Origin of the sequence: Brachybacterium vulturis, assembly GCF_002407185.1 — a bacterium.
In the GTDB taxonomy this organism is placed as follows: domain Bacteria; phylum Actinomycetota; class Actinomycetes; order Actinomycetales; family Dermabacteraceae; genus Brachybacterium; species Brachybacterium vulturis.
Genome location: NZ_CP023563.1, coordinates 836630 through 856205, shown reverse-complemented (window position 1 = coordinate 856205; position 19576 = coordinate 836630). Strand labels below are relative to the sequence as shown.

Annotated in this window: 21 protein-coding genes; 5 read left to right on the top strand and 16 right to left on the bottom strand. The window is 72.0% G+C overall.

Annotated elements, in window-relative coordinates; genetic code table 11:
- Nucleotides 1–60 precede the first annotated feature (60 nt).
- The 11 genes from CFK38_RS03820 to CFK38_RS03770 form a co-directional block, all read right to left on the bottom strand.
- The gene (locus CFK38_RS03820; RefSeq protein WP_218192341.1) at nt 61–903 is read right to left on the bottom strand and encodes an SDR family oxidoreductase; all 843 of its coding nucleotides are present in this window, start codon (nt 901–903) and stop codon (nt 61–63) included.
- A complete protein-coding gene (locus CFK38_RS03815) occupies nt 900–1844 on the bottom strand; it encodes an ABC transporter substrate-binding protein (protein WP_096801884.1) in 945 nt (314 codons plus the stop codon). Before CFK38_RS03815 ends, CFK38_RS03820 begins: the two co-directional genes overlap by 4 nt.
- Nucleotides 1845–1881: 37 nt before the next feature.
- Nucleotides 1882–2553: an ABC transporter permease gene (locus CFK38_RS03810; protein WP_096801883.1), complete on the bottom strand. Its 672-nt coding sequence runs from the start codon at nt 2551–2553 to the stop codon at nt 1882–1884.
- Nucleotides 2550–3200 carry an ABC transporter permease gene (locus CFK38_RS03805; protein ID WP_096801882.1) on the bottom strand — a complete coding sequence of 217 codons (651 nt, stop codon included), beginning with the start codon at nt 3198–3200 and terminating at the stop codon, nt 2550–2552. The genes CFK38_RS03810 and CFK38_RS03805 overlap by 4 nt, the downstream gene beginning before the upstream one ends.
- Nucleotides 3197–4069 (bottom strand): ABC transporter ATP-binding protein, encoded by an 873-nt coding sequence (locus CFK38_RS03800; RefSeq protein WP_096801881.1) that lies wholly within the window; start codon nt 4067–4069, stop codon nt 3197–3199. The genes CFK38_RS03805 and CFK38_RS03800 overlap by 4 nt, the downstream gene beginning before the upstream one ends.
- Nucleotides 4070–4213: 144 nt before the next feature.
- Nucleotides 4214–5047, bottom strand: a complete 834-nt coding sequence (locus tag CFK38_RS03795) for a class II glutamine amidotransferase (RefSeq protein WP_096801880.1) — start codon at nt 5045–5047, stop codon at nt 4214–4216.
- Nucleotides 5048–5112: 65 nt separating this feature from the next.
- Nucleotides 5113–5940, bottom strand: a complete 828-nt coding sequence (locus CFK38_RS03790) for an amino acid ABC transporter permease (protein WP_096801879.1) — start codon at nt 5938–5940, stop codon at nt 5113–5115.
- Complete coding sequence (locus tag CFK38_RS03785; RefSeq protein WP_096801878.1) at nt 5937–6635, bottom strand: amino acid ABC transporter permease; 699 nt, start codon at nt 6633–6635, stop codon at nt 5937–5939. Before CFK38_RS03785 ends, CFK38_RS03790 begins: the two co-directional genes overlap by 4 nt.
- Nucleotides 6636–6752: 117 nt before the next feature.
- On the bottom strand, nt 6753–7733 hold the full coding sequence (locus tag CFK38_RS03780) for a glutamate ABC transporter substrate-binding protein (protein WP_096801877.1): 981 nt from the start codon (nt 7731–7733) through the stop codon (nt 6753–6755).
- Nucleotides 7734–7841: 108 nt separating this feature from the next.
- On the bottom strand, nt 7842–8627 hold the full coding sequence (locus tag CFK38_RS03775) for an amino acid ABC transporter ATP-binding protein (RefSeq protein WP_096801876.1): 786 nt from the start codon (nt 8625–8627) through the stop codon (nt 7842–7844).
- A 243-nt stretch (nt 8628–8870) separates the two neighbouring features.
- Nucleotides 8871–9671, bottom strand: coding sequence for a hydroxymethylpyrimidine/phosphomethylpyrimidine kinase (locus CFK38_RS03770; protein WP_096801875.1), 801 nt, complete (start codon nt 9669–9671; stop codon nt 8871–8873).
- Nucleotides 9672–9909: 238 nt separating this feature from the next.
- Here CFK38_RS03770 and CFK38_RS03765 point away from each other — a divergent pair, with 238 nt between their 5' ends.
- Nucleotides 9910–10431, top strand: a complete 522-nt coding sequence (locus tag CFK38_RS03765; RefSeq protein ID WP_245851212.1) for a GtrA family protein — start codon at nt 9910–9912, stop codon at nt 10429–10431.
- Between the two features lie 201 nt (nt 10432–10632).
- Here the strand turns inward: CFK38_RS03765 and CFK38_RS03760 are convergent, their stop codons facing one another.
- On the bottom strand, nt 10633–11154 hold the full coding sequence (locus CFK38_RS03760) for an O-acetyl-ADP-ribose deacetylase (RefSeq protein ID WP_096801873.1): 522 nt from the start codon (nt 11152–11154) through the stop codon (nt 10633–10635).
- A gap of 107 nt (nt 11155–11261) precedes the next feature.
- Here CFK38_RS03760 and CFK38_RS03755 point away from each other — a divergent pair, with 107 nt between their 5' ends.
- Nucleotides 11262–12488 carry an aminotransferase class I/II-fold pyridoxal phosphate-dependent enzyme gene (locus CFK38_RS03755; RefSeq protein ID WP_096801872.1) on the top strand — a complete coding sequence of 409 codons (1227 nt, stop codon included), beginning with the start codon at nt 11262–11264 and terminating at the stop codon, nt 12486–12488.
- Nucleotides 12489–12574: 86 nt separating this feature from the next.
- On the opposite strand, the gene CFK38_RS03750 is transcribed toward CFK38_RS03755, so the two are convergent.
- The 3 genes from CFK38_RS03750 to CFK38_RS03740 all read right to left on the bottom strand — a co-directional run bounded on the left by CFK38_RS03750 (nt 12575) and on the right by CFK38_RS03740 (nt 17042).
- The gene (locus CFK38_RS03750) at nt 12575–13516 is read right to left on the bottom strand and encodes a PT domain-containing protein (protein WP_096801871.1); all 942 of its coding nucleotides are present in this window, start codon (nt 13514–13516) and stop codon (nt 12575–12577) included.
- 206 nt (nt 13517–13722) lie between these two features.
- A complete protein-coding gene (locus tag CFK38_RS03745; protein WP_096801870.1) occupies nt 13723–15927 on the bottom strand; it encodes a 3-hydroxyacyl-CoA dehydrogenase NAD-binding domain-containing protein in 2205 nt (734 codons plus the stop codon).
- Nucleotides 15928–16094: 167 nt separating this feature from the next.
- Complete coding sequence (locus CFK38_RS03740) at nt 16095–17042, bottom strand: hypothetical protein (protein ID WP_096801869.1); 948 nt, start codon at nt 17040–17042, stop codon at nt 16095–16097.
- 83 nt (nt 17043–17125) lie between these two features.
- On the opposite strand from CFK38_RS03740, the gene CFK38_RS03735 reads away from it, so the two are divergent.
- Together CFK38_RS03735 and CFK38_RS03730 are read left to right on the top strand one after the other, a co-directional pair.
- A complete protein-coding gene (locus tag CFK38_RS03735) occupies nt 17126–17479 on the top strand; it encodes an ArsR/SmtB family transcription factor (RefSeq protein WP_245851211.1) in 354 nt (117 codons plus the stop codon).
- Nucleotides 17480–17481: 2 nt separating this feature from the next.
- A complete protein-coding gene (locus tag CFK38_RS03730) occupies nt 17482–17964 on the top strand; it encodes an SRPBCC family protein (protein WP_096801868.1) in 483 nt (160 codons plus the stop codon).
- Nucleotides 17965–17979: 15 nt separating this feature from the next.
- On the opposite strand, the gene CFK38_RS17055 is transcribed toward CFK38_RS03730, so the two are convergent.
- Nucleotides 17980–18129, bottom strand: a complete 150-nt coding sequence (locus CFK38_RS17055; RefSeq protein ID WP_157773340.1) for a hypothetical protein — start codon at nt 18127–18129, stop codon at nt 17980–17982.
- 317 nt (nt 18130–18446) lie between these two features.
- On the opposite strand from CFK38_RS17055, the gene CFK38_RS03720 reads away from it, so the two are divergent.
- Entirely contained in the window at nt 18447–19562 is a 1116-nt protein-coding gene (locus tag CFK38_RS03720) for a PLP-dependent cysteine synthase family protein (protein ID WP_096801866.1), read from the top strand.
- Nucleotides 19563–19576: the final 14 nt, after the last annotated feature.

Sequence of the window (19576 nt, the reverse complement as noted above, 5' to 3'; positions counted from 1 at the left end):
CCCTGCCGCGAGAGCCGCGAGATGTCATTCGCGGGTCGACCGTCCGGTCACCGTCCCTGGTCACAGCGGATCGGTGACGGACTCCTCGACACTCAGGGGCGCCCTGCCCAGCACCTGCTCGACGTCGTCGCTGACCACATCCAGCTCCCCGGAGGCGATCGCGGTATAGGTGCTGATCCAGGCCTCCACCTGCCAGTCCGGCGCGTCGTACGAGGCGCGCGAGGCGCGTGCCTCGGTGAGGGTCTCGTCGACGAACTCGTACTCCTCGCCGCGGGCTCGGGTCATCAGCAGCACGGCCTCGGCGAGGGAGACGGAGACCGGGCCGGTCAGGTCCAGGCTCCGCCCGGCCCAGGGGCCGGCCTCGCGCAGGATCCGCGCGGCCACCTCGGCCACGTCGCGTCGGCTCACGAAGGCGCAGCGGCCGGTGCCGCCCGGGCCGCGGATCACCCGCTCCTCGCCCGCGAAGTCGAGCAGCACGTCGGCGTAGAAGCTGTCCCGCAGGAACGTCCAGGCCAGGCCCGAGTCACGCAGCATCTGCTCGGTGGCGCCGTGGTCGCGGGCGAGAGTGAACCCGGCCTCGGGCCCGGCGCCGAGGAACGAGGTGTAGACGACGTGCCCCACGCCGGCGTCGACCGCCGCATCGATCGCGGTGCGATGCTGGGCGAGGCGGTCGGCGGCCTCACCGGCGGAGACCAGCAGCAGGGCATCCGCCCCGGCGAAGGCCTCACGGCACGCGGCGGCATCGGAGAAGTCGGCCCGCACCGCCTCGACCCCCTCGAGCTGCGGGGCCCGGTGCAGGCTGCGCCCCACCAGCCGCAGCTCCACCTCGGGCGCCGCCGCCAGCAGTCGTGCGACCTGTCCGCCGATCCTGCCGGTCGCCCCGGTGACGACGACTCTGGTCACAGCAGTCCCTTCTCCGTGAGCCAGCCGGTGGCGATGTCCGCGCTGCTGGCCTGGTCCACGACGCTCTGGCGGTTCAGCTCCACCAGATCATCGGCGCTGAGCTGGGCCATGACGCCGTTGATCGCGGCCGCGGCGGTCTCGTCGATCTTCTCGGTGACCACGGGCACCACGTTCTGCGGGAGGATCATCGATTCCGGATCCTCGAGCACCACCAGATCATGCTCGGCGATGGCGGGATTGGCGGTGTAGATGTCGGCGAGCTGCACGTCGCCGTCCAGCAGGGCCTGCACGGTGAGCGGGCCGCCGGAGTCCTCGACCGGCACCACGGAGATGTCCACGCCGTAGATCTCCTTCGCCCCCTCGGGGCCGTAGGGGCGCACCTCGAACTCGCTGTTGGCGGCGATCTTCAGATCCTCGTCGACACCGGCCAGGTCCCCGATCGTGGTGAGCGAGTGGGTGGAGGCGAAGTCGGAGGTGGTGGTGTAGGAGTCCTGGTCGGAGGCCTCGGCGAAGTCGAGCACCCGCAGTCCTTCGGGCAGGGCCTCGGCGAGCGCGCCGTGGATCTCCTCGGGGCTGGCGGCAGGTGCCTCGGAGTCGTAGTACTGGAGCAGGTTGCCGAGGTACTCGGGCAGCAGGTCCAGGGACCCGTTCTCGAGCTCGGGCATGTACACCTCGCGCTGGCCGATCTGGTACTGCCGGTCCACGGTGAATCCCTCGGCCTCGAGGACCTGGGCGCACAGCTCGGCGATGATCTCGTTGGAGTAGTAGGCCTGGGAGCCGATGGCGAGGGTGCCGGCACCGGAGCCGCCGTCGGAGGCGCCGCCTCCCTCCTCGCCCCCCTCGTCGAAGGGGTCGGAGCTGCCGCAGGCCGCGGCGCCGAGAGCGAGAGAGCCGGCGCCGAGAGCGCCGAGCAGGTGACGACGAGTGCTGTGGATGGTCATGGGAGATCTCCTGGGGTGGAAGCGGACAGGCGGCAGGTCACGAGGCTCTCGCCCCGGCCGGTACGGTCAGTCGCTGCGCGAGCAGCAGGGACAGGTCCAGGATCAGGGCGAGCACGATCACCAGCAGCGAACCGGCGATCATCTGCGGGTAGTTCTGGGAACCCAGCCCCTGGAAGATAAAGCGACCCAGGCCGCCGCTGCCCACATAGGCGGCGAGCATGGCGGTGGCCACCACCTGGACGGTCGCCCCGCGGAACCCGCCGACCAGCAGCGGCATGCCCAGCGGGATCTCCACCCGGGTGAGGATCTGCCATTCGGTCATGCCCTGGGCGCGGGCGGCGTCGACGGTGGCGGGGTCCGCGGATTCGACGGCGGTGTAGGCCCCGGCCAGCAGCGACGGGATCGCGAGGATCACGAAGGACAGCAGCGGGGCGGTGAGGCCGATGCCCACCAGCAGCGCGAACAGGGTCACCAGGCCCAGGGTGGGCAGGGCGCGGGCGGCGCCGGCCGCCGCGACGGCGATGCCCTTGAATCGTCCCGAATGGCCGACGTACAGGCCGACGGGCACGGCCAGCAGCGCCGCGACCAGCACGCCGAGGGCGGTATAGCCGAGGTGCTCGAGGGTGCGCAGCGGGATGCCGTCAGCGCCCGTCCAGTGGGCGGGGTCCCCGAGCCAGCGCAGGGAGTCGAGGAAGGGGCTGCCGGTCATGAGCTGCCCACCTCCTGCCGACGGGTCCAGGGCATCGTCGCACGGCCCAGCAGCACCAGGAGGGCGTCGGTGAGCAGGGCGAGCAGAACCGTCGCGACGATCCCGGCGGCGATCTCGGCGGCGATCCCGCGCCGCACCCCGTCCACGAACAGCATGCCCAGGCTGGGCACTCCGAGCACGCCGCCGACGGTGACCAGCGAGATGGTGCTCACCGCGACCACCCGCACCCCGGCCAGCAGCGCGGGACCGGCCAGCGGCAGCTCGACCTGGACGAAGCGCGCCCGCGGCGCGTAGCCCTGTGCGGTGGCGGAGCCGAGCACGTCACGGCTCACCGAGCGGAAGGCGTCCGAGGCGGTGGGGACCATCAGCGCGAGCCCGTACAGCGACAGGGCGATGATGATGTTCGCCGGGCTCCGCACACCGGTGCCGATCAGCCCCGGCAGCAGCACGAACAGCGGCAGCGACGGGATCGCGTACATCAGGGAGGAGGTGGTGGTGACCGAGGTGCGCAGCCAGCCGCGGGAGTTCGCGAGCTTGGCCAGCGGCAACGAGAGCAGGAAGGCCACCAGGATCGGGGGCAGGGCCTGCAGCAGGTGCGCGCCGGTGTAGCCCGCGATGACGTCGAGGTTCTCGAGCACCCAGGTCACGAGGACCGCTCCCGCGTCGGCTCGTCCGCCGTGCCCTCACCGGCCGGCTGGGCACCGCTCGCCGCGAGCACGCCGGCGGGCCGACCGTCGGCATCGACCACCACGTCGCGGCCGTCGAGCCGTTCGAGGTGCAGGGTGCGGGCCCCGCGCTCCGCGCCGACGAAGCTGGAGACGAACTCATCGGCAGGGTCGGCGAGGATCTCCTGCGGGGTGCCCACCTGCGCGATGATCCCGCCGGGCTTGAGGATCACCACCCGGTCGCCGAGCAGGAACGCCTCGTCGATGTCGTGGGTGACGAACACGATCGTCTTGCGCAGGTCGCGCTGCAGGTGCTGCAGCTCCTGCTGGAGCTCACGGCGCACGATCGGGTCCACGGCGCCGAAGGGCTCGTCCATCAGCAGGATGTTGGGGTCGGCGGCGAGGCCGCGGGCCACGCCCACACGCTGCTGCTGACCGCCGGAGAGCTGGGAGGGGTAGCGCTCGGCGAGGGCGGCGTCCAGGCCGACGGTCTGCATCAGCTCGTGGGCGCGGGTGCGGGCCTCGCGCCTGGTGGTGCCGCGCAGCACGGGCACGGTGGTGATGTTGTCCAGCACGGTGCGGTGCGGGAGGAGGCCGGAGGCCTGCATGACATAGCCGATGCTGCGGCGCAGCTGCACCGGGTCCAGCTCCGCCACGTCGTCCCCGTCGATGTGGACGCGTCCCGAGGTGGGGGCGACCATGCGGTTGATCATCCGCATCAGCGTGGTCTTGCCGGAGCCGGATGTGCCGACCAGCACCACCGATTCGTGGGAGGCGATCTCGAGACTGAAGTCCTGCACCGCGAGCGTCCCGCCCGGGTACTCCTTGCGGACGTTCTCGAATCCGATCACGGGGCCTCCCAGCGACGTCGGGCCGACGAGCGATCACTGCCGGGGCTCCACCCTATCCAGACCGTCGGTCCGATGGGCGGTGCCACGTGTCGCGGAGCGGCCGGTCCGGGCCCGGTCAGGGTCTCCGGCGCGGCGGGGCCGGGATCACGCGGTGAGCTCCGCCAGCCGCGGCCGCAAGGAGACGCCGAGGTCGCTGCGATCCACCACCAGCGCCTGCCCCTCCCCCACCTCGAGGTACACGGCCTGCGGGATACCGGTGGAGGCGACGATGACCCGGTCCGCGTCGATCCGGTAGCGCAGCGAGTAGTTGTCCGCGGTGTGGTGGGGTCGGGCCTGTGCCGGATCGGACTGCTGATAGGCGACCAACAGGTCGGGGGTCATGTACAGGCAGTTCAGCGCCTCCGGCACCCGGGTGCCGTACTCGAGGCCGAGCGCGGTGAGCTCCGCGGCGGCGCGCTGCACGGCGGTGGCCGGCTCGGCGTCCCGGGCATGCAGCTCGATGAGGGAGAAGAAGAGCTCGGAGTCGGTGGTGCCCTCCGGGGTGCGGCCGCCCCGGGCGAGCACCGCCTCGCGCAGCCCGGGCGGCAGGTCGAACTGGCCGTTATGGGCGAAGACGGTCTCCCCCTCGCGGAAGGGGTGGGTGTTGGCGATCTGCAGCGGCGATCCGGGGCTCGCCTTGCGCAGGTGGATCAGCATCAGCGGCCCTGTCGCCGTATGCACGGCCGCGCGATAGGCGGTGGATTCCCGCGCCACGTCCAGGCGCCGACGGATCTGCGGCGTGCGCGGATTGCCGAGCCCGCCGGTGGCTCCGCCGATGGCGCCCGGGCGGGGCCGCTCACCGTCGTCCGCCTGGAACCAGGCCACCCCCCAGCCGTCCCCGTGGACCTCGGACTGGGCAGTGAACGGTTCGATCTCCTCGGCCACGGCCTGGTCCAGGGAGATGGGTTCACGGGAGACGACGCCGAGCAGGCGGCACATGGGCAGGACCAGCTTTCGCGGAGGAGTGAGGGTGGAGGGACGGAGAAGAGCGGAGCGGGTGCGGGTCAGCTCGCCACGGCGCGCTCCTTCATCCGCACATCGAGCGCGAGCGCAATGCGGGTGAGAAGGAGGTTGATGACGATGTAGATGACCGAGACGACCAGATAGGTCTGCACCAGGTAGCGGGTGATGGAGACCAGCGTCTTGCCCTGGAACTGCAGCTCGTTGTAGCTGACCACGTAGCCGAGGGTGGAGTCCTTCAGGAGTGTGACCAGGGCGAGGATCAGGCTGGGCAGCACCAGGCGCACCGCCTGCGGCAGCACCACGTGGATCAGCGCGTCGCGGCGGCTGAGACCGATCGCGTCGGCCGCTTCGTGCTGGCCGATGTCCACCGCTCTTATTCCCGCGCGGAACACCTCCGCGGTGGTCGCGCTGGAGACCAGGATCATCGGGATCACCAGCATCCAGAACCGCGGAAAGGTGACGCCGAAGGCCGGCAGGGCCAGCAGGAAGGCATAGACGACCAGCAGCATCGGGATCCCGCGGAAGAACTCGATCCAGGTCACGGCCACGGAGCGCAGCAGCAGGAAGCGCGACAGCCGCGCCAGCGCCAGCAGCAGCCCGAAGGGAAAGGCGATGACGGCCGCGAGCGCGGTGACCTTCAGCGTCCCCCACAGTCCGCGGCCGAGGAAGGCCAGGTAATCCGCGCGCAGGTAGACGACCCACTTGTTCGGGTCCAGCTGGCCGTTGGCATGGAACTGCCACAGCGCCCCGGCCAGCAGGGCGACGATCAGGACCACGCTGAGGACCGAGAGCAGCAGGATGCGTCGGCGTCCCTTGGGGCCGGGCGCATCGAAGAGGACCTGGGTGGCGGTGGAGGACGTGGTGCTCATGCTTGCGCCCCTGCCGTGACGTCCAGTGCGGCGCGCCCGCTCGAACGGTTCCTGCCGCCCGGGGCGACGGCCCGCTCGATGGCGCCGCCGAGCGCGGCCCCGCCGAGGGAGAGGATCAGGTAGACGGCGCCGGCGATCATGAACATCAGCACCGCCTGGGCGTAGCGGATGTTGAGCGTCTGCGTGACCCAGGTGACCTCCTGCACCGCGATCGCGGAGCACAGCGCGGAACCGATCACGGTGCCGATGAACACGTTCACCAGCGGCTGGACCATGCTGCGGAAGGCCTGCGGAAGCACCACGAAGCGCAGCGTCCCGAAGAAGCCGAGCCCGATCGAGCGTGCCGCCTCCGCGTGCCCGACCGGGACCGTGTTGATGCCCGAGCGGACGTTCTCACAGACGAACGCGGCCGATGAGAGGGTCAGCCCCAGCACGCCGCACCAGAAGTAGGGCAGCAGCAGGCCCACATCCGGCAGACCGAAGGCGATCAGGATCAGCAGGCTCAGCAGCGGGATGTTGCGGAAGATCTCGACGTACACCGTGGCCGCCCCGCGCAGCGGCGGGATCGGGCTCACCCTCGCCACCGCCAGGACGGTGCCCAGGAGCAGCGCGAACGCGTAGCCGAGCACGGTCAGCGCGACGGTGGTCCCGATGCCCTGCAGCAGCAGGGGGAGATTCTCGCGGATGGCGTCCATCTGGTGCCTCTCGGTGCGTTCGGGGGTGTCGATGCGGTCGGGGACGGCCGACGGGGAGCATGCGGTGCGCCGCTCCCCGTCGGCGCCGCTTAGGAGCTGTCCGGCCCGATCCGTGGATCAGACGGGCAGCTCTCCGGGGACCGGCGGCTCGGGGGCGTCGCCGTCGATGACCTCGCCGACGGTCGCGGTCCACAGCGACTCCCAGGAGCCGGAGTCGATGATCTCCTGCAGGAAGGTGTTGCAGAAGTCGAGGGCGTCCGGCTGGTCCTTCGACAGGCCGATGCCGTAGGGGTCGTCGACGAAGGGCTCGCCGACCACGACCACATCGGGGTCCGCGGCGGAGTTGCCCAGCAGCACGCCCTGGTCCAGGACGTAGGCATCGGCGCGGCCCTGCTTGAGCGCCGCCACACAGGATTCGTTGTCCGGGAGGGTCTGGACGTCGGCGGGATCGGTGACGTTCTCCTCGATGGCCTGGATACCGGTGGAGTTGGCCTGGGTGACCAGCTTCAGCCCGGTGAGGTCCTCGGGGCCGGAGATCGACCCCTTGTCCTCGGCGCGCACCTGGATGGCGGTGCCGGAGAGGTAGTACGGGCCGGCGAAGTTGATGACCTCGAGGCGCTCCGGGGTGATCGAGTAGGTCGCGATCACGCAGTCCACGGTGCCGTTCTGGACCATGGTCTCGCGGGTCTCGACGGTGGTGTCGATGTACTCGACCTTCTTCTCGCCGCCCTCGCCGAGGATGTACTTGGCCAGCAGCTGGGTGATCCCGGCGTCGAAGCCGGTGGGCATGTCCCCGGTGGTCGAGGCCAGGGAGAACACCTGGTTGGCGACGGTGCCGCCGCGGACCAGCTGGTCCTTCTCCTTGATGGCGGTGGCCCAGGCGCTCGCGGCGATCGCGCTCTCGTCGGCCACGGGGCCGGAGGCGAGCGCGTCGGCCTGGGGCAGCGAGTCCCCGTCGCCCTCGTCCTCGCCGCCGCCGCCGAGATCGGGACCGGCGCCGGTGTCGGAGGAGCAGGCGGCGAGGCCGAGCAGCGGGAGCGCGGCCGCAGCGGCGGCGACGACGGCGCGACGGCCGGGTCGGAAGGTGGTGGGGGTCATGGGGTCTCTCCAGTTTCTCGAGCCGCTCCGGGAGGAGCAGAAGGTCGGGTCCGGCAGGTGTCGGGGCAGGTGCTGGTCGGTGGTGGGCGGTGCGCGACGGCAGCCACGTCAGTGGGCGAGGATCTTGGACAGGAACGCCTTGGCCCGCTCGCTGCGCGGGGCGGTGAAGAACTCCTCGGGGTCGCCCTGCTCCACGATCTCGCCCTGATCCATGTAGACCACGCGGTCGCAGACGTGCCGGGCGAACCCCATCTCGTGGGTGACCACGAGCATCGTCATCCCCTGCTCGGCGAGCTCGGTCATGACGTCGAGGACCTCGTTGATCACCTCGGGATCCAGCGCCGAGGTGGGCTCGTCGAAGAGCATCGCCTTGGGCTTCATCGCCAGTGCACGGGCGATCGCGACGCGCTGCTGCTGGCCGCCGGACAGCGCCGCGGGCAGGGAGTTCGCCTTGTCCGTCAGGCCCACCCGCTCGAGCAGCCCCAGCGCCTGCTGGTCAGCCTCGACCTTGGACAAGCCGCGCACCCGCCGCGGACCCAGGGTCACGTTGTCGATGGCCTTGAGATGCGGGAAGAGGTTGAAGCTCTGGAACACCATGCCCACGTCGGCGCGCAGGCGCGTGAGCTCCTTGCCCTCCTCGGGCAGCTGCTCGCCGTCGATGGTGATCTCCCCGGAGGTGATCGTCTCCAAGCGGTTCAGACAGCGGCACAGGGTGGACTTCCCGGAGCCGGAGGCGCCGATCAGCGCGACCACCTCACCCCGGTGGATGTCCAGGTCGATGTTCTTCAGGGCTTGGAAGTCGCCGAAGAACTTATCGACGCCGCGGGCGGAGATGAGAGCATCGCCGATGCTCTTCGTCGGGCGCGGCTCCCGGGGCGGGCTGCTCTCGTTCATGCTCCGAGAATGCGGTGCCGAGTGACATCTGTCCACATCACGGCACGGTTGACCGGATGTCGGAACGTTCTCGTGACCGTGGAACCGCCTCTGCCTCGCAGTACACCGCCCATCGAGCAGCCCCGCGCACGCCAGAACCATCCGTGGTTCTCAGATGTTCACAACTCTCCGGCGACCGACGGCGAGGGGCGCGGGCGCGGGACGAGAGGCCTCAGCGCGCCGCGCGCCGCCCGGCGAGCACGGTCAGGCCGTGTACGCGCCCTGGTACACCGCGTCGAAGGGCGTCGCGCCCTCCTGGCGGTGCTCGATCGAGCTGGTGACCACGGCCTTGGCGACGCGGGCGGCCTCGAGCGGGGTGGCGCCCTTGGCAAGCTCGGCGGTGACCGCGGCGGCGAGGGTGCAGCCGGCGCCGGAGACGCGGTGCTCCCCGATCTTGGGGCTGCGCAGCTCGACGGTCTGCTCACCGTCGTGGAAGACGTCCACCGCGTCCTCGCCCTCGAGCACGACCCCGCCCTTGGCCAGCACGATCACGCCGTAGATGTCGTGGATGCGCCGGGCAGCCTCGGTGAGGTCCGCGACCGACTCGATCGCCTCCATCCCGGAGAGGGTCAGCGCCTCGAAGTGGTTCGGGGTGACGAAGGTGGCCAGCGGCAGGATCTTCTCCTTGAGCGCGGTGTCGGTGTCCAGCGCGGCACCGGGCTCCTGCCCCTTGCAGATCAGCACCGGGTCCAGGACCACGTTCGTGAAGCTGCGCTCGGAGAGCGAGGCGGCGACGGTGTCGATGGTGACAGGGGTGCCGAGCATGCCGATCTTCACGGTGTCGATGTCGTGGACGGCGGTGGTCGTCTCGATCTGGTCGGCGATCACCTGCGGGTCCACCGGCACGAAGCGGTGGCCCCAGTTGTTCTGCGGGTCGAAGGACACGATGCAGGTCAGCGCCGCGGTGCCGAAGGTGCCGAGCTGGTGGAACGTCTTCAGATCGGTCTGGGCCCCGGCGCCTCCGGTGGTCTCGGAGCCGGCGATGGTCAGGGCGACGTGGGTCATGAGGGCCTTCCGTGGAGATGTCGTCGTCGGTGCCGCGCGCTCCCCTGCCCGTCGGGCGGTGCCGTCAGGGCCGTCGCGCAGCGGCGATGACCGGACGCTCCCAGGGCCGGGATCCTCGAGGAACCCGCCTGCCCGTCGCCGCGGCCCGGCCGCGCGCTCCCAGGATCAGGCACCGGGAGGCACCGATCCGTCACAGCGGCCGAGGCCCGATCCTATCGCCTCGGGTACAGTGCCGGGCGTGCTGACGCCGGACCGGACGAGGCAGGACGCCCCTGCCGCCCCCTCCCCCACGGGCACCTCCCTGCGCGCACGCACCTCCGCGATGGCGAAGGAGCACCTGCGCCCCACGACGCTGTTCCTGCTGGTCGGCGGGGTCGTGTTCCTGCTGGACACCGCGATGTACAACCTGCTGGTGTTCTGGAGCCCGAGCCAGGGCTGGGGCGCCGGGCTGATGCACGGCAGCCCGTTGACGGCGAAGCTGCTCACCATCGCCCTCGCCTCCTGCCTGACCTACCTGGGCAACCGTCTGCTCACCTTCGCCGACCGGCCACGACCGGACACCACCCGCTCGATCATGATGTTCATCCTGGTCAATCTGATCGCTGCCGGTCTGCAGCTGTCCTGCCTCGCCTTCTCGCGCTACGTGCTGGGCCTGGACTCCGTGCTGGCGGACAACATCTCCGGCACCGTCATCGGGCAGGTGGTCTCGACCTCCTTCCGGTACGTCACCTACGGCCGCCTCGTCTTCCCCAGGCGCTGACCCGGGCCCCCTGACCGCCGCCGGGCCCAGCGGGCCGGGTGACTGCTCGACCTGCTGGCCGGACATGGTGATCGGCGGCATCACCGGTCTGCTCATCGCTCTCGCGCGGTGGCTGCTGCAGAGCACGGACCCCGGTGGGCAGATCGTCGGCAGCCGCCTGGTGCACGAGCACGCCCGCGGCGCACGGAGCCGCGGCCGCCCTCACCCCCGTATCCAGCGGCGGAACGCCTGCTCGGCCTCGTCGTCGAAGGGCACGAACACGACGGTGTCGATCTGTCCTGCGACCTCGTCGGCCGTCTCCCGCACGGTCTGCACGGCGATCCGGGCGGCGTCGTCCATCGGCCAGCCGAAGACCCCGGCGGAGATGGCCGGGAAGGCGAGGCTGCGGGCCCCGATCTCCACCGCGACGCGCAGGCTCTCGCGGTAGCAGGAGGCGAGGAGCGCGGAGCGGTACTCGCGGGAGGAGTGCACCGGGCCGACGGTGTGGATCACCCAGCGGGCCGGCAGCCTCCCGGCGGTCGTGGCGACCGCGTGGCCGGCGGGCAGGCCGTCCGGGAGCGTGGTCTCGCGCAGCTCCTGACAGGCGGCGAGGATGTCGGGGCCGCCGGCGCGGTGGATCGCCCCGTCGACGCCGCCGCCTCCCCGGAGTCCGGAGTTCGCGGCGTTGACGAGGGCGTCGGTGTCCTCCTGTGTGAGGTCTCCCGGTCGGACGAGGATCTCCATGGCCTGCTCCTTCGCTGCACGGGGGCGTCATCGCGCGGCCCGTCGCCGCGCGGCCGTCCTCCACGGTAGACCTCCCCTCCCCGCGCGTCTCTGACAGACTCGACGCCATGGAGACCACCGGCCCCTGGACCCGTGCCGCCGCCGCTGCCGGCCTGCTGAAGAACGGACGGGCGCACCCGAGCGTGTTCGCCCAGATGTCTGCGCGCGCCCTCGCGCACGGGGCGCTGAACCTCGGGCAGGGCTTCCCCGACGATCCCCCGCCCGCCGCGGTCGCCGAGGCCGCGATCGAGGCGATCCGCCGGGGCCACAACCAGTACCCGCCCGGCATCGGGGAGGCCGGACTGCGGGAGGCGGTCGCCGAGCATCAGGCCCGCTGGTACGGGCTGCACTGGGATCCGGCGAGCGAGGTGCTGGTGACCACCGGCGCCACCGAAGCGCTGGCGGCGACGATCCTGGCCCTGGTCGAGCCCGGCGACGAGGTGATCACCCTGGAGCCCTTCTACGACCAGTACGCGGCGATCATCGCCCTGGCCGGCGGGGTGCATCGCACGGTGCCGGTCACCTCCCGCCCGGACCCGGGCTCGGGCGACCTGGTCCTGGACGTCTCCACCGACGCGCTGCGCGGGGCGTTCTCCGAGCGCACCCGCCTGGTGCTGGTCAACACCCCGCACAACCCCACCGGGCTGATGCTCCGCACGGAGGCGCTGCAGGCGATCGTCGACGAGGCGGTGCGCCACGACGCGCTGATCGCCACCGACGAGGTGTACGAGCACCTCAGCTTCGCCACCGCGCACCAGCCGATCGCCGCGCTGCCCGGCGCGCAGGACCGCACCATCTCGATCTCCTCGGCGGGCAAGACCTTCTCGGTGACCGGCTGGAAGATCGGCTGGATCACCGCCCGGGCGGAGCTGATCACGGCGGTGATCGGGACCAAGCAGTGGCTGACCTACTCCTCCGGTGCCCCTTTCCAGCCCGCGGTGGCGGTGGGGCTCGGCATGCCCGCGTCCGTCTTCGAGGACCTGGCCGCGGAGCTGCGCGAGCGCCGCGACCTGCTCACCGACGGGCTGCGCGAGATCGGCTTCCGGGTGAGCGTGCCCGCGGCCGGCTACTTCACGGTCGCGGATGCCGGTCCGCTCGGGGAACCCGACGCCGACGTGCTGGCGCAGCGCCTGCCGACGGAGGCCGGCGTGGTGGCGATCCCGCTGTCCGCCTTCTACCGCGACGGCGACGCCGGAGAGGCGAGCGGCCACCTGCGCATGGCGTTCTGCAAGAGCCGCGCGACCATCGAGCAGGCGCTCGAGCAGCTCGACGCCTGGGCGGCTCCGAGGCGCTGAACAGGCGCCTCCCCGCCGGACACGGACGGCCCGCCCTCCTCCTCGACGGGAGCGAGAGGGGGCCGTGACCGCGCCGCGGGGTGTGCTCAGGTGGCGCTCACCCAGGAGACCTCCCCGCCGAAGTCGAACAGCGCACCGACGGTGAAGTGACCGGACTCGATCTCGGCGTCGGGCACGATGATCCCGTAGTCCCAGGTGGCGCTGTCGCCGTCGTCGAGGGTGTCGGCGTAGATGCGGCTCTGCGGCGTCAGGGCACCGTCATCGGTGTAGGTCCCCCCGGCCTCGGAGCGGTAGTCGAGGGTGAGCAGCAGGAGCGGCTCTGCGGTGTCGGTGCCGTGGTAGGTGACCGTGACCGGGACCAGGATGTAGGTCTGGTTCTCGGACGCCGCGGTGTTCGCGGAGCTGGCCTCCATGACCTCATCGGTCGCGTCCCAGTTCACCTCGCCGATGGTCACATCGAGGGTGCCGCCCTCGCCGTCGTCGATGGTGAATTCCTGCCCGAGGGCGTAGGGGTCGTCCTCGGTGCCGGTGCCGTCGCCCGCCGGCTCGTCCGTCGGCTCCTCGGACGGCTCCTCGGACGACTCGTCCGTGGGCTCCTCGGTCGGCTCGTCCGTGGGCTCCCCCGTCGGCTCGTCCGTCGGGGCCTCGCCGCCCTCGGTGGTGCTCGTCTCGCCGCCGTCGGTGGGCTCCCCGCCGCTGCGGGCGAACAGGAAGATGCCTCCGCCCACGACGAGCAGCAGCAGCACGAGCAGCGCGCAGCCGGCGCAGATGATGATCGGGACCGTGACGGACTTCTTCGGCGCTCCGCCCTGGGGCATGGCGCCCTGCCCTGCGCCGGCGCCGAAGCTCGGCGCGAAGGCTCCGTCCTGGCCATAGCCGCCGTTCGCGGACGTCGGGCCGGGAACCGGCGCGCCGAATCCGTGCGGGGACTGCCCCTGCGCGCCGTACCCGCCGTTCGCCGACGACTGGCCGTAGGGATCTTCGGAGGGCGGCTGCTGGCCCCATCCGTTCTGCGGTGGCTGCGACATGTTCCGTTCCGGCACCGGGCACGGCGCCGACCCCTCTCTCCTGACACGACCTGCTGCGGTCGAACCCCCCTGGGCCCGTGCGCCATATCGTACGGTGCGTCCAGGAGACATCCAGGGATGGCGGATCCCTTTCCGGTCACGAAGCACACCGCCCCGGGCCCGTCAGAGATCGGAGCCCGGGGCGGTGTGCAGGACGGCGCGACCGCTCAGCCGCGGCCGGTGAACATCTCGCCGTGGAAGGTGCGTCCGTTCACCCGCTGCGAGGCGCCGGAGGAGTCGAGGTAGGCGGTGACGCCGCCGCGGTGGCGGGGGAAGCCTGCGCCCAGGATCAGCGCGAGGTCCACCTGTTCGGGCCGCTCGACCACCCCCGACTCGAGCATCAGCGCGATCTCCTGGGCCAGTCCGTCCTGGACCGTCTCCAGCAGCGCATCGCCCACCGGGGCCGCGGCGGCGCCGGAGGGGTCCCTCCCGCACACCTCGGCGACGGTCGGCGAGACCGTCGGGTGCACGGCGGTCCTGCTGGGCTCGGTGAAGCGGGCCTGCTTCTCGACCATGGCGCTCAGCCCCGGGGAGGCGTGGAAGCGGTCGCCGAGCTCTGCGGCGAGCACCTGGCCCACGTGGTCGGCCACCGCCAGGCCCACCAGGTCCAGCAGGGCGAAGGGGCGCATCGGCAGGCCGAGGGCGTCGAGCGAGGCATCGACCTCGTCCGGATCTGCGCCGGCGTCGACGGAGGCCAGGACCGCGCCGAGCACGCGGAACAGCAGGCGGTTGACGATGAAGCCGGGGGCGTCGGCGCTGCGCACGGCGAACTTCTTCAGGCGGCGCACCACTTCGAGACCGGTGGCGAGGGTCGCCTCGTCGGTGGCCTCGGTGTGGATCACCTCGACCAGCGGCATCTTGGCGACGGGGTTGAAGAAGTGCAGCCCCATCACGCGCTCGGGGTGGGCGAGGTCCTCCGCCATCTGCGCCACCGACAGCGAGGAGGTGTTGGTGACCAGCAGGGCGTCCTCGGCCAGGACGCCCTCGAGCTCGGCGAAGACGGACTGCTTGATCGCGAGCACCTCGGGGACCGCCTCGAGCACGAGGTCGCAGCCCGCGAGCTCCTGCAGGTCCGTGGTGGCGGAGAGGTTCTCGGCGATCTGCGCGGCGGCGGCCTCGTCGAGCATTCCGCGGGCGGCGGTCCGGGCGATCACGTCCTGCGCGGCGGCCAGCCCCTTGGCGGCGGTCTCGGTGTCGAGGTCACGCATCACCACGGGGACCTGCAGACCCAGCGCCAGCTGGGCGGCGATCTGCGAGGCCATCAGGCCGGCGCCGGCCACCCCCACGCGGCGGATCTCGCGGGCCCCGTCGACGGGGCTGCGGCCGGGCTTGCCGCGACGCAGCAGCTCGGCGGAGTACATCGAGGCGGCGGCGGCATCGCTGCGCACCAGCTCCGCGAGTGCGGCGGCCTCGCGGTCGAGGGCCTCGGGGAGGGTGGAACCGGGCAGCGCCTGCAGCAGGGCCAGCGCACGGCCGACGGCGGGGGCGCCCTGTGCCTCGAGCCGGGAGGCCCAGGCGCGACGGGTCTCCGCGCTGCCGTGCGGCGCATCGAGGGCGTCCAGCAGCGCCTCGGCCTCGGGGGTGTCCGCCCCGGGCAGCGGCGCCTCGCGTCCGGCCCAGGCACCGGGGGCGTCGGCCGGGGAGTCGGCGGCGGTGGCGGCGAGCGCCGGATCGACCACGTCGGCATCGGTCTCGTCGAGGTCGATATGGGCGGCGACCAGGGCGGCGAACTGGTCCAGTGCCTCGTCCAGGTCAGCGGCGAGCTCATCGACCAGACCGTTCTCGAGGGCCTGTTCGGCGCCCAGCTGCGTCTCGCGTGCGGGGTCCTCGAGGATCATCCGCACGGCGGTCTCGGCGCCGACGACGGACTGCAGCAGCGTGGTGCCGCCCCAGCCGGGCAGGATGCCGAGGCTCGTCTCCGGCGTGCCGAGGCCGCGCACGCCGGGTGCGGCGGTGCGCACATCGGCCATCAGCGCGACCTCGAGACCGCCGCCGAGGGCGACCGCATTGAGGTGGGCGAGCACCGGGACGGGGCTGGTGCGCACCCGGATCTGCAGGTCGTGCATGGCGCGGGTCATGGTCTCGACCTGCGCCACGGCCGCGGGGTCGGCGAACATCGACAGGTCGGCGCCGGCGAGGAAGGCACGTCCGGTGCCGGTCATGGCGACGGCCTGGATCTCTCCGGCCTCGGCGCGATCCAGGGCGGCGGCGAGCGCACCGGTGACGGCCTCGATCGAGCGCGGGCCGAGGGTCGCGGGACGGCGCTCCTCCCCCTCCGGCGGCGCGAAGGTCAGCACGGCCACGGTCCCCAGGCCCGGGTGTTCGCGATCCTCGGTGAGGACTCGGGTGACGTGCTCGGTGTAGCTGCTCATCAGTGACCTTTCGCGATCTCTTCGTCGAGGGTGGGCGCCGCTCCGCAGTTGCCTGATACTACGGGTTTCAGATAGATCATGCCTCAGGTCGGGGCCGGGTGTCCACCGCGGACGAGCACCGGACCCTCATCGTCGGCCCGCGCGGCCGCGCGGCTCCGGGTCCCGCCTCACGGGGTCGCGAAGTACAGGATCTCGCCGCTGAAGGTCTCCACCCCCAGGCGCAAGGTGTCGATCTCCGCCTCGGGAACCAGGAACGCGCTGCGGAACCGTGCGGTCTCCCCGTCCTGCAGCGGCCTGATGGTCTTCATCGGATCGGTGACCAGACCCTCGGCGACGTCCGGGAAGTAGGTGAGGTCGGATTCCCCGGTCAGCCACAGCTCCTCGGCCGGGGCGAGCTGCCCGGGGCCGTCGTAGCGCACCTCGTAGGTCACCAGCACCAGGCGATAGCCCTCCTGGACCACGTCCTGCCCGCCGGCCCCCGGGACGGTCGCGGCGAGGTCGACCTCGAGGGCGCTGACGGCGATGGTCCCGTCGGTCCAGGCGGTCCAGCTGACGGTGTGCTCGCCGACGGTGGCCGGATCCGCGTAGCCGCCGGTCCCGTCGGCCACCTCCCGGCCCGCGGAATCGGTGACGGTGCCGGGCTGACGCTCCGGCGCGACCGACGACGGAGGGGCGGTGGGGTTCGGCGCCTGGCTGGACGGCTCGGCGACCGGCGCCCCGGGATCGCGGGCGGTCATCCGCTCGATGCCGCCGAGCACCAGCGCGACGGAGGCCACCAGCGCCGCCGCCTGCACGAGGACGATCGCGACGATCGCCCAGGGAGGCAGGGTGCCGCGGAGCGGACGGGGCTCACCCTCGACCGCCGGCGGGTCGTAGGTGAAGGAGGGGGCGCCGTAGGGGCCGACCCCCTCGAAGGCGCCGAACGGCGAGGACGACTCGTCCGCGGAGCCGCCGTCGGCCGCGGGGACGTCCGGGGCGGCCGGATCACCGTCGCGGCCCGGACGCCCGCCCGGCGGGCCGTGCTGGTGATCGGGCAGCGCGAGCGGCTCCGGCTCGGCCGGGACGGAGCCAACCTCCCAGTCATAGCCGGAGGGCGTCCCCCGTCCCTGCACCATGGTTCGAGCATACGGCCCGCCAGGGCGCGATGGCTCGCCGTGGACCCCTTGTACACACAACCTTCTGGTTGTATGATGGTGGCATGCAGGATGACATGCTCCGCAGCGACGAGGACCGGGCGGACGCCTGGTTCCAGGCGCTCTCGGATCGCACGCGGCGGGACATCCTGCGGCGCGTGCTGACGCACGAGGAGTCGGTCTCGTCCCTGGCCCGGAACTACTCGATGAGCCTCACGGCCGTGCAGAAGCACGTCCTGGTGCTCGAACGGGCCGGGCTCATCTCCCGTCGTCGCCGTGGCCGGGAGTCCCTGGCCCGCGGCGACGCCGGGATCCTCCGCACCGCCTCCGAGCTCCTCACCGAGCTGGAGAGCGGACGACGGGAGCACATCGCCCGCATCGACGAGCTGCTCGATGAGGAGCACGATCAGAAGGAGTGACCATGCCGGTCACCGACATCACCCATGATCTCGAGGCGCTGACCCTCACCATCACCGCCCGGTTCGCCGCCCCGGTGCAGCGGATCTGGCAGATCTACGCGGACCCGCGCCAGCTCGAGCAGGTGTGGGGGCCTCCGGAGTATCCCGCCACCGTGGTGGACCACAGCCTCGCCCCGGGCGGCCGCGTCGCCTATTTCATGACCGGTCCCGAGGGCGAGCGCTACTACGGGCTCTGGAGCGTGCTGGAGGTCGACGCCCCGCACTCGTTCAGCTACCAGGACAGCTTCGCGCACGAGGACTTCAGTCCGGACACCGAGCTGCCGGTCTCGCACTGCGTGAGCACCTTCACCCCGCAGGACGGCGGCACCCGCGCGGTGTACGTGACCTCCTACGCCAGCCGCGAGGGGCTCCAGACGGTGCTGGACATGGGGGTCGAGGAGGGCTCGCGCACGTCGATCGACCAGATCGACGCGCTGGTCGCCTGAGCGCGACGCTCCCGGTCAGCTCTCCGGGGGCGCCAGCTCCTGCGAGTGCGCCGGTGGACCGGCGGCATCCCCGACGGCGGCGGCATCGGCCCCCAGGTATGCCCGCATGCCGAAGAACGCGCCGAGCACGAGCAGGAGCACCAGCAGCAGCAGTCCGCCGGCCACGATCGCAGGGCTCGGCCTCCGACCGCGCCGCGGTCCCGAGCCCCGCTCGCGCCCCGGCTCCTGCTCGCCAGCACTCGGCGGGGCCGCCGCGCGCGGGTCGTCGTGGTCCCGCGGATCCTGCGCGGGGTGCGGACGGCCCTGTGATCGCCGGGGATCGGAGGGCGGGGGAGGCTGGGTCATGAGCGACCGGCGCGCGGGGCCGGGATCCTTTCGAGCAGTGGCACGGGCGCCGGGGCCCGGCGCACGGGATCACGCTATCGGAGCGCACCGGAGAGGGCCTGCACGCCCTGACCGGCCGCGCCCGATACGGTCTGTCCATGGACGACACCGTGACCTGGCCGCAGCAGCTCGAGGACGTGGACCGCAGCGATGACTCCCTGCGGGCGTGGGTGTCCGAGCGGATCCATCGACTGGAGGCCGACGGCAGGCGCAGCGCCGACACCCATCTGGTGCGCCTGGGCCTGCCGCCGAGCTGGGACATCCAGCTCTACCTCAAGGACGAGTCCACCCATGCCTCGGGCAGCCTGAAGCACCGACTGGCCCGCTCGCTGTTCCTGTTCGCCCTGGTCAACGGGCAGCTGCGGCCCGGGATGCCGGTGATCGAGGCGTCCTCCGGCTCCACCGCGGTGAGCGAGGCGCATGTGGCGCGGCTGCTGGGCATCCCCTTCGTCGCGGTGATCCCGCGCGGCACCAGCACCCGCAAGATCGCGCTGATCGAAGCCTCCGGCGGTCACTGCCACGTGGTCGACGGCGCGGGGTCGATGAGCCGGGAGGCGCAGCGGCTGGCCGACGAGCAGGGCGGGCTGTTCCTGGACCAGTTCACCCACGCCGAGCGGGCCACCGACTGGCGCGGCAACAACTCGATCGCCGTCAGCGCCCTGTCCCAGCTGGAGCTCGAACCGCATCCGGTGCCGCGCTGGATCGTGGTGGGCGCCGGCACCGGCGGGACCAGCGCGACCTTCGGCCGACTGCTGCGGTACCGCAACCTGCCCACCTCGCTGTGCGTCGCCGATGTCGAGAACTCCGCCTTCTTCGAGGGCTGGGTGCAGCAGGACCCGACGATCACCACCGCCCAGGGCTCCCGCATCGAGGGGATCGGTCGCCCGCAGGTCGAGCCGAGCTTCGTGCCCGGGGTGGTGGACCGGATGATCCGGGTGCCCGATGCGGCCTCGGTCGCCGCGGCCCGGTACCTCTCGGAGCACCTGGGCCGGCGCGTCGGCGCCTCGACCGGCACCAACCTGATCGCCGTCGCCCGCCTGATCACGCAGATGCGCGAGCGCGGCGAGACCGGTTCGGTGCTGACCCTGCTGTGCGATCCCGGGGACCGCTACTCCGACACCTACTTCGACGACGACTGGGTGGCGGCGCAGGGCTGGGACCTGGGACCCTGGCAGGACGCCCTCGCCCGGATGCTGCCGCTGGGGAGCCGCTGACCTGCGCGGCGACG

Coding starts and splice junctions, on each gene's coding strand:
- CFK38_RS03815 (WP_096801884.1), bottom strand. CDS start 1,844: ATGACCATCCACAGCACTCGTCGTCACCTGCTCGGCGCTCTCGGCGCC.
- CFK38_RS03810 (WP_096801883.1), bottom strand. CDS start 2,553: ATGACCGGCAGCCCCTTCCTCGACTCCCTGCGCTGGCTCGGGGACCCC.
- CFK38_RS03795 (WP_096801880.1), bottom strand. CDS start 5,047: ATGTGCCGCCTGCTCGGCGTCGTCTCCCGTGAACCCATCTCCCTGGAC.
- CFK38_RS03790 (WP_096801879.1), bottom strand. CDS start 5,940: ATGAGCACCACGTCCTCCACCGCCACCCAGGTCCTCTTCGATGCGCCC.
- CFK38_RS03785 (WP_096801878.1), bottom strand. CDS start 6,635: ATGGACGCCATCCGCGAGAATCTCCCCCTGCTGCTGCAGGGCATCGGG.
- CFK38_RS03780 (WP_096801877.1), bottom strand. CDS start 7,733: ATGACCCCCACCACCTTCCGACCCGGCCGTCGCGCCGTCGTCGCCGCC.
- CFK38_RS03775 (WP_096801876.1), bottom strand. CDS start 8,627: ATGAACGAGAGCAGCCCGCCCCGGGAGCCGCGCCCGACGAAGAGCATC.
- CFK38_RS03770 (WP_096801875.1), bottom strand. CDS start 9,671: ATGACCCACGTCGCCCTGACCATCGCCGGCTCCGAGACCACCGGAGGC.
- CFK38_RS03760 (WP_096801873.1), bottom strand. CDS start 11,154: ATGGAGATCCTCGTCCGACCGGGAGACCTCACACAGGAGGACACCGAC.
- CFK38_RS03755 (WP_096801872.1), top strand. CDS start 11,262: ATGGAGACCACCGGCCCCTGGACCCGTGCCGCCGCCGCTGCCGGCCTG.
- CFK38_RS03750 (WP_096801871.1), bottom strand. CDS start 13,516: ATGTCGCAGCCACCGCAGAACGGATGGGGCCAGCAGCCGCCCTCCGAA.
- CFK38_RS03745 (WP_096801870.1), bottom strand. CDS start 15,927: ATGAGCAGCTACACCGAGCACGTCACCCGAGTCCTCACCGAGGATCGC.
- CFK38_RS03740 (WP_096801869.1), bottom strand. CDS start 17,042: ATGGTGCAGGGACGGGGGACGCCCTCCGGCTATGACTGGGAGGTTGGC.
- CFK38_RS03735 (WP_245851211.1), top strand. CDS start 17,126: ATGCAGGATGACATGCTCCGCAGCGACGAGGACCGGGCGGACGCCTGG.
- CFK38_RS03730 (WP_096801868.1), top strand. CDS start 17,482: ATGCCGGTCACCGACATCACCCATGATCTCGAGGCGCTGACCCTCACC.
- CFK38_RS03720 (WP_096801866.1), top strand. CDS start 18,447: ATGGACGACACCGTGACCTGGCCGCAGCAGCTCGAGGACGTGGACCGC.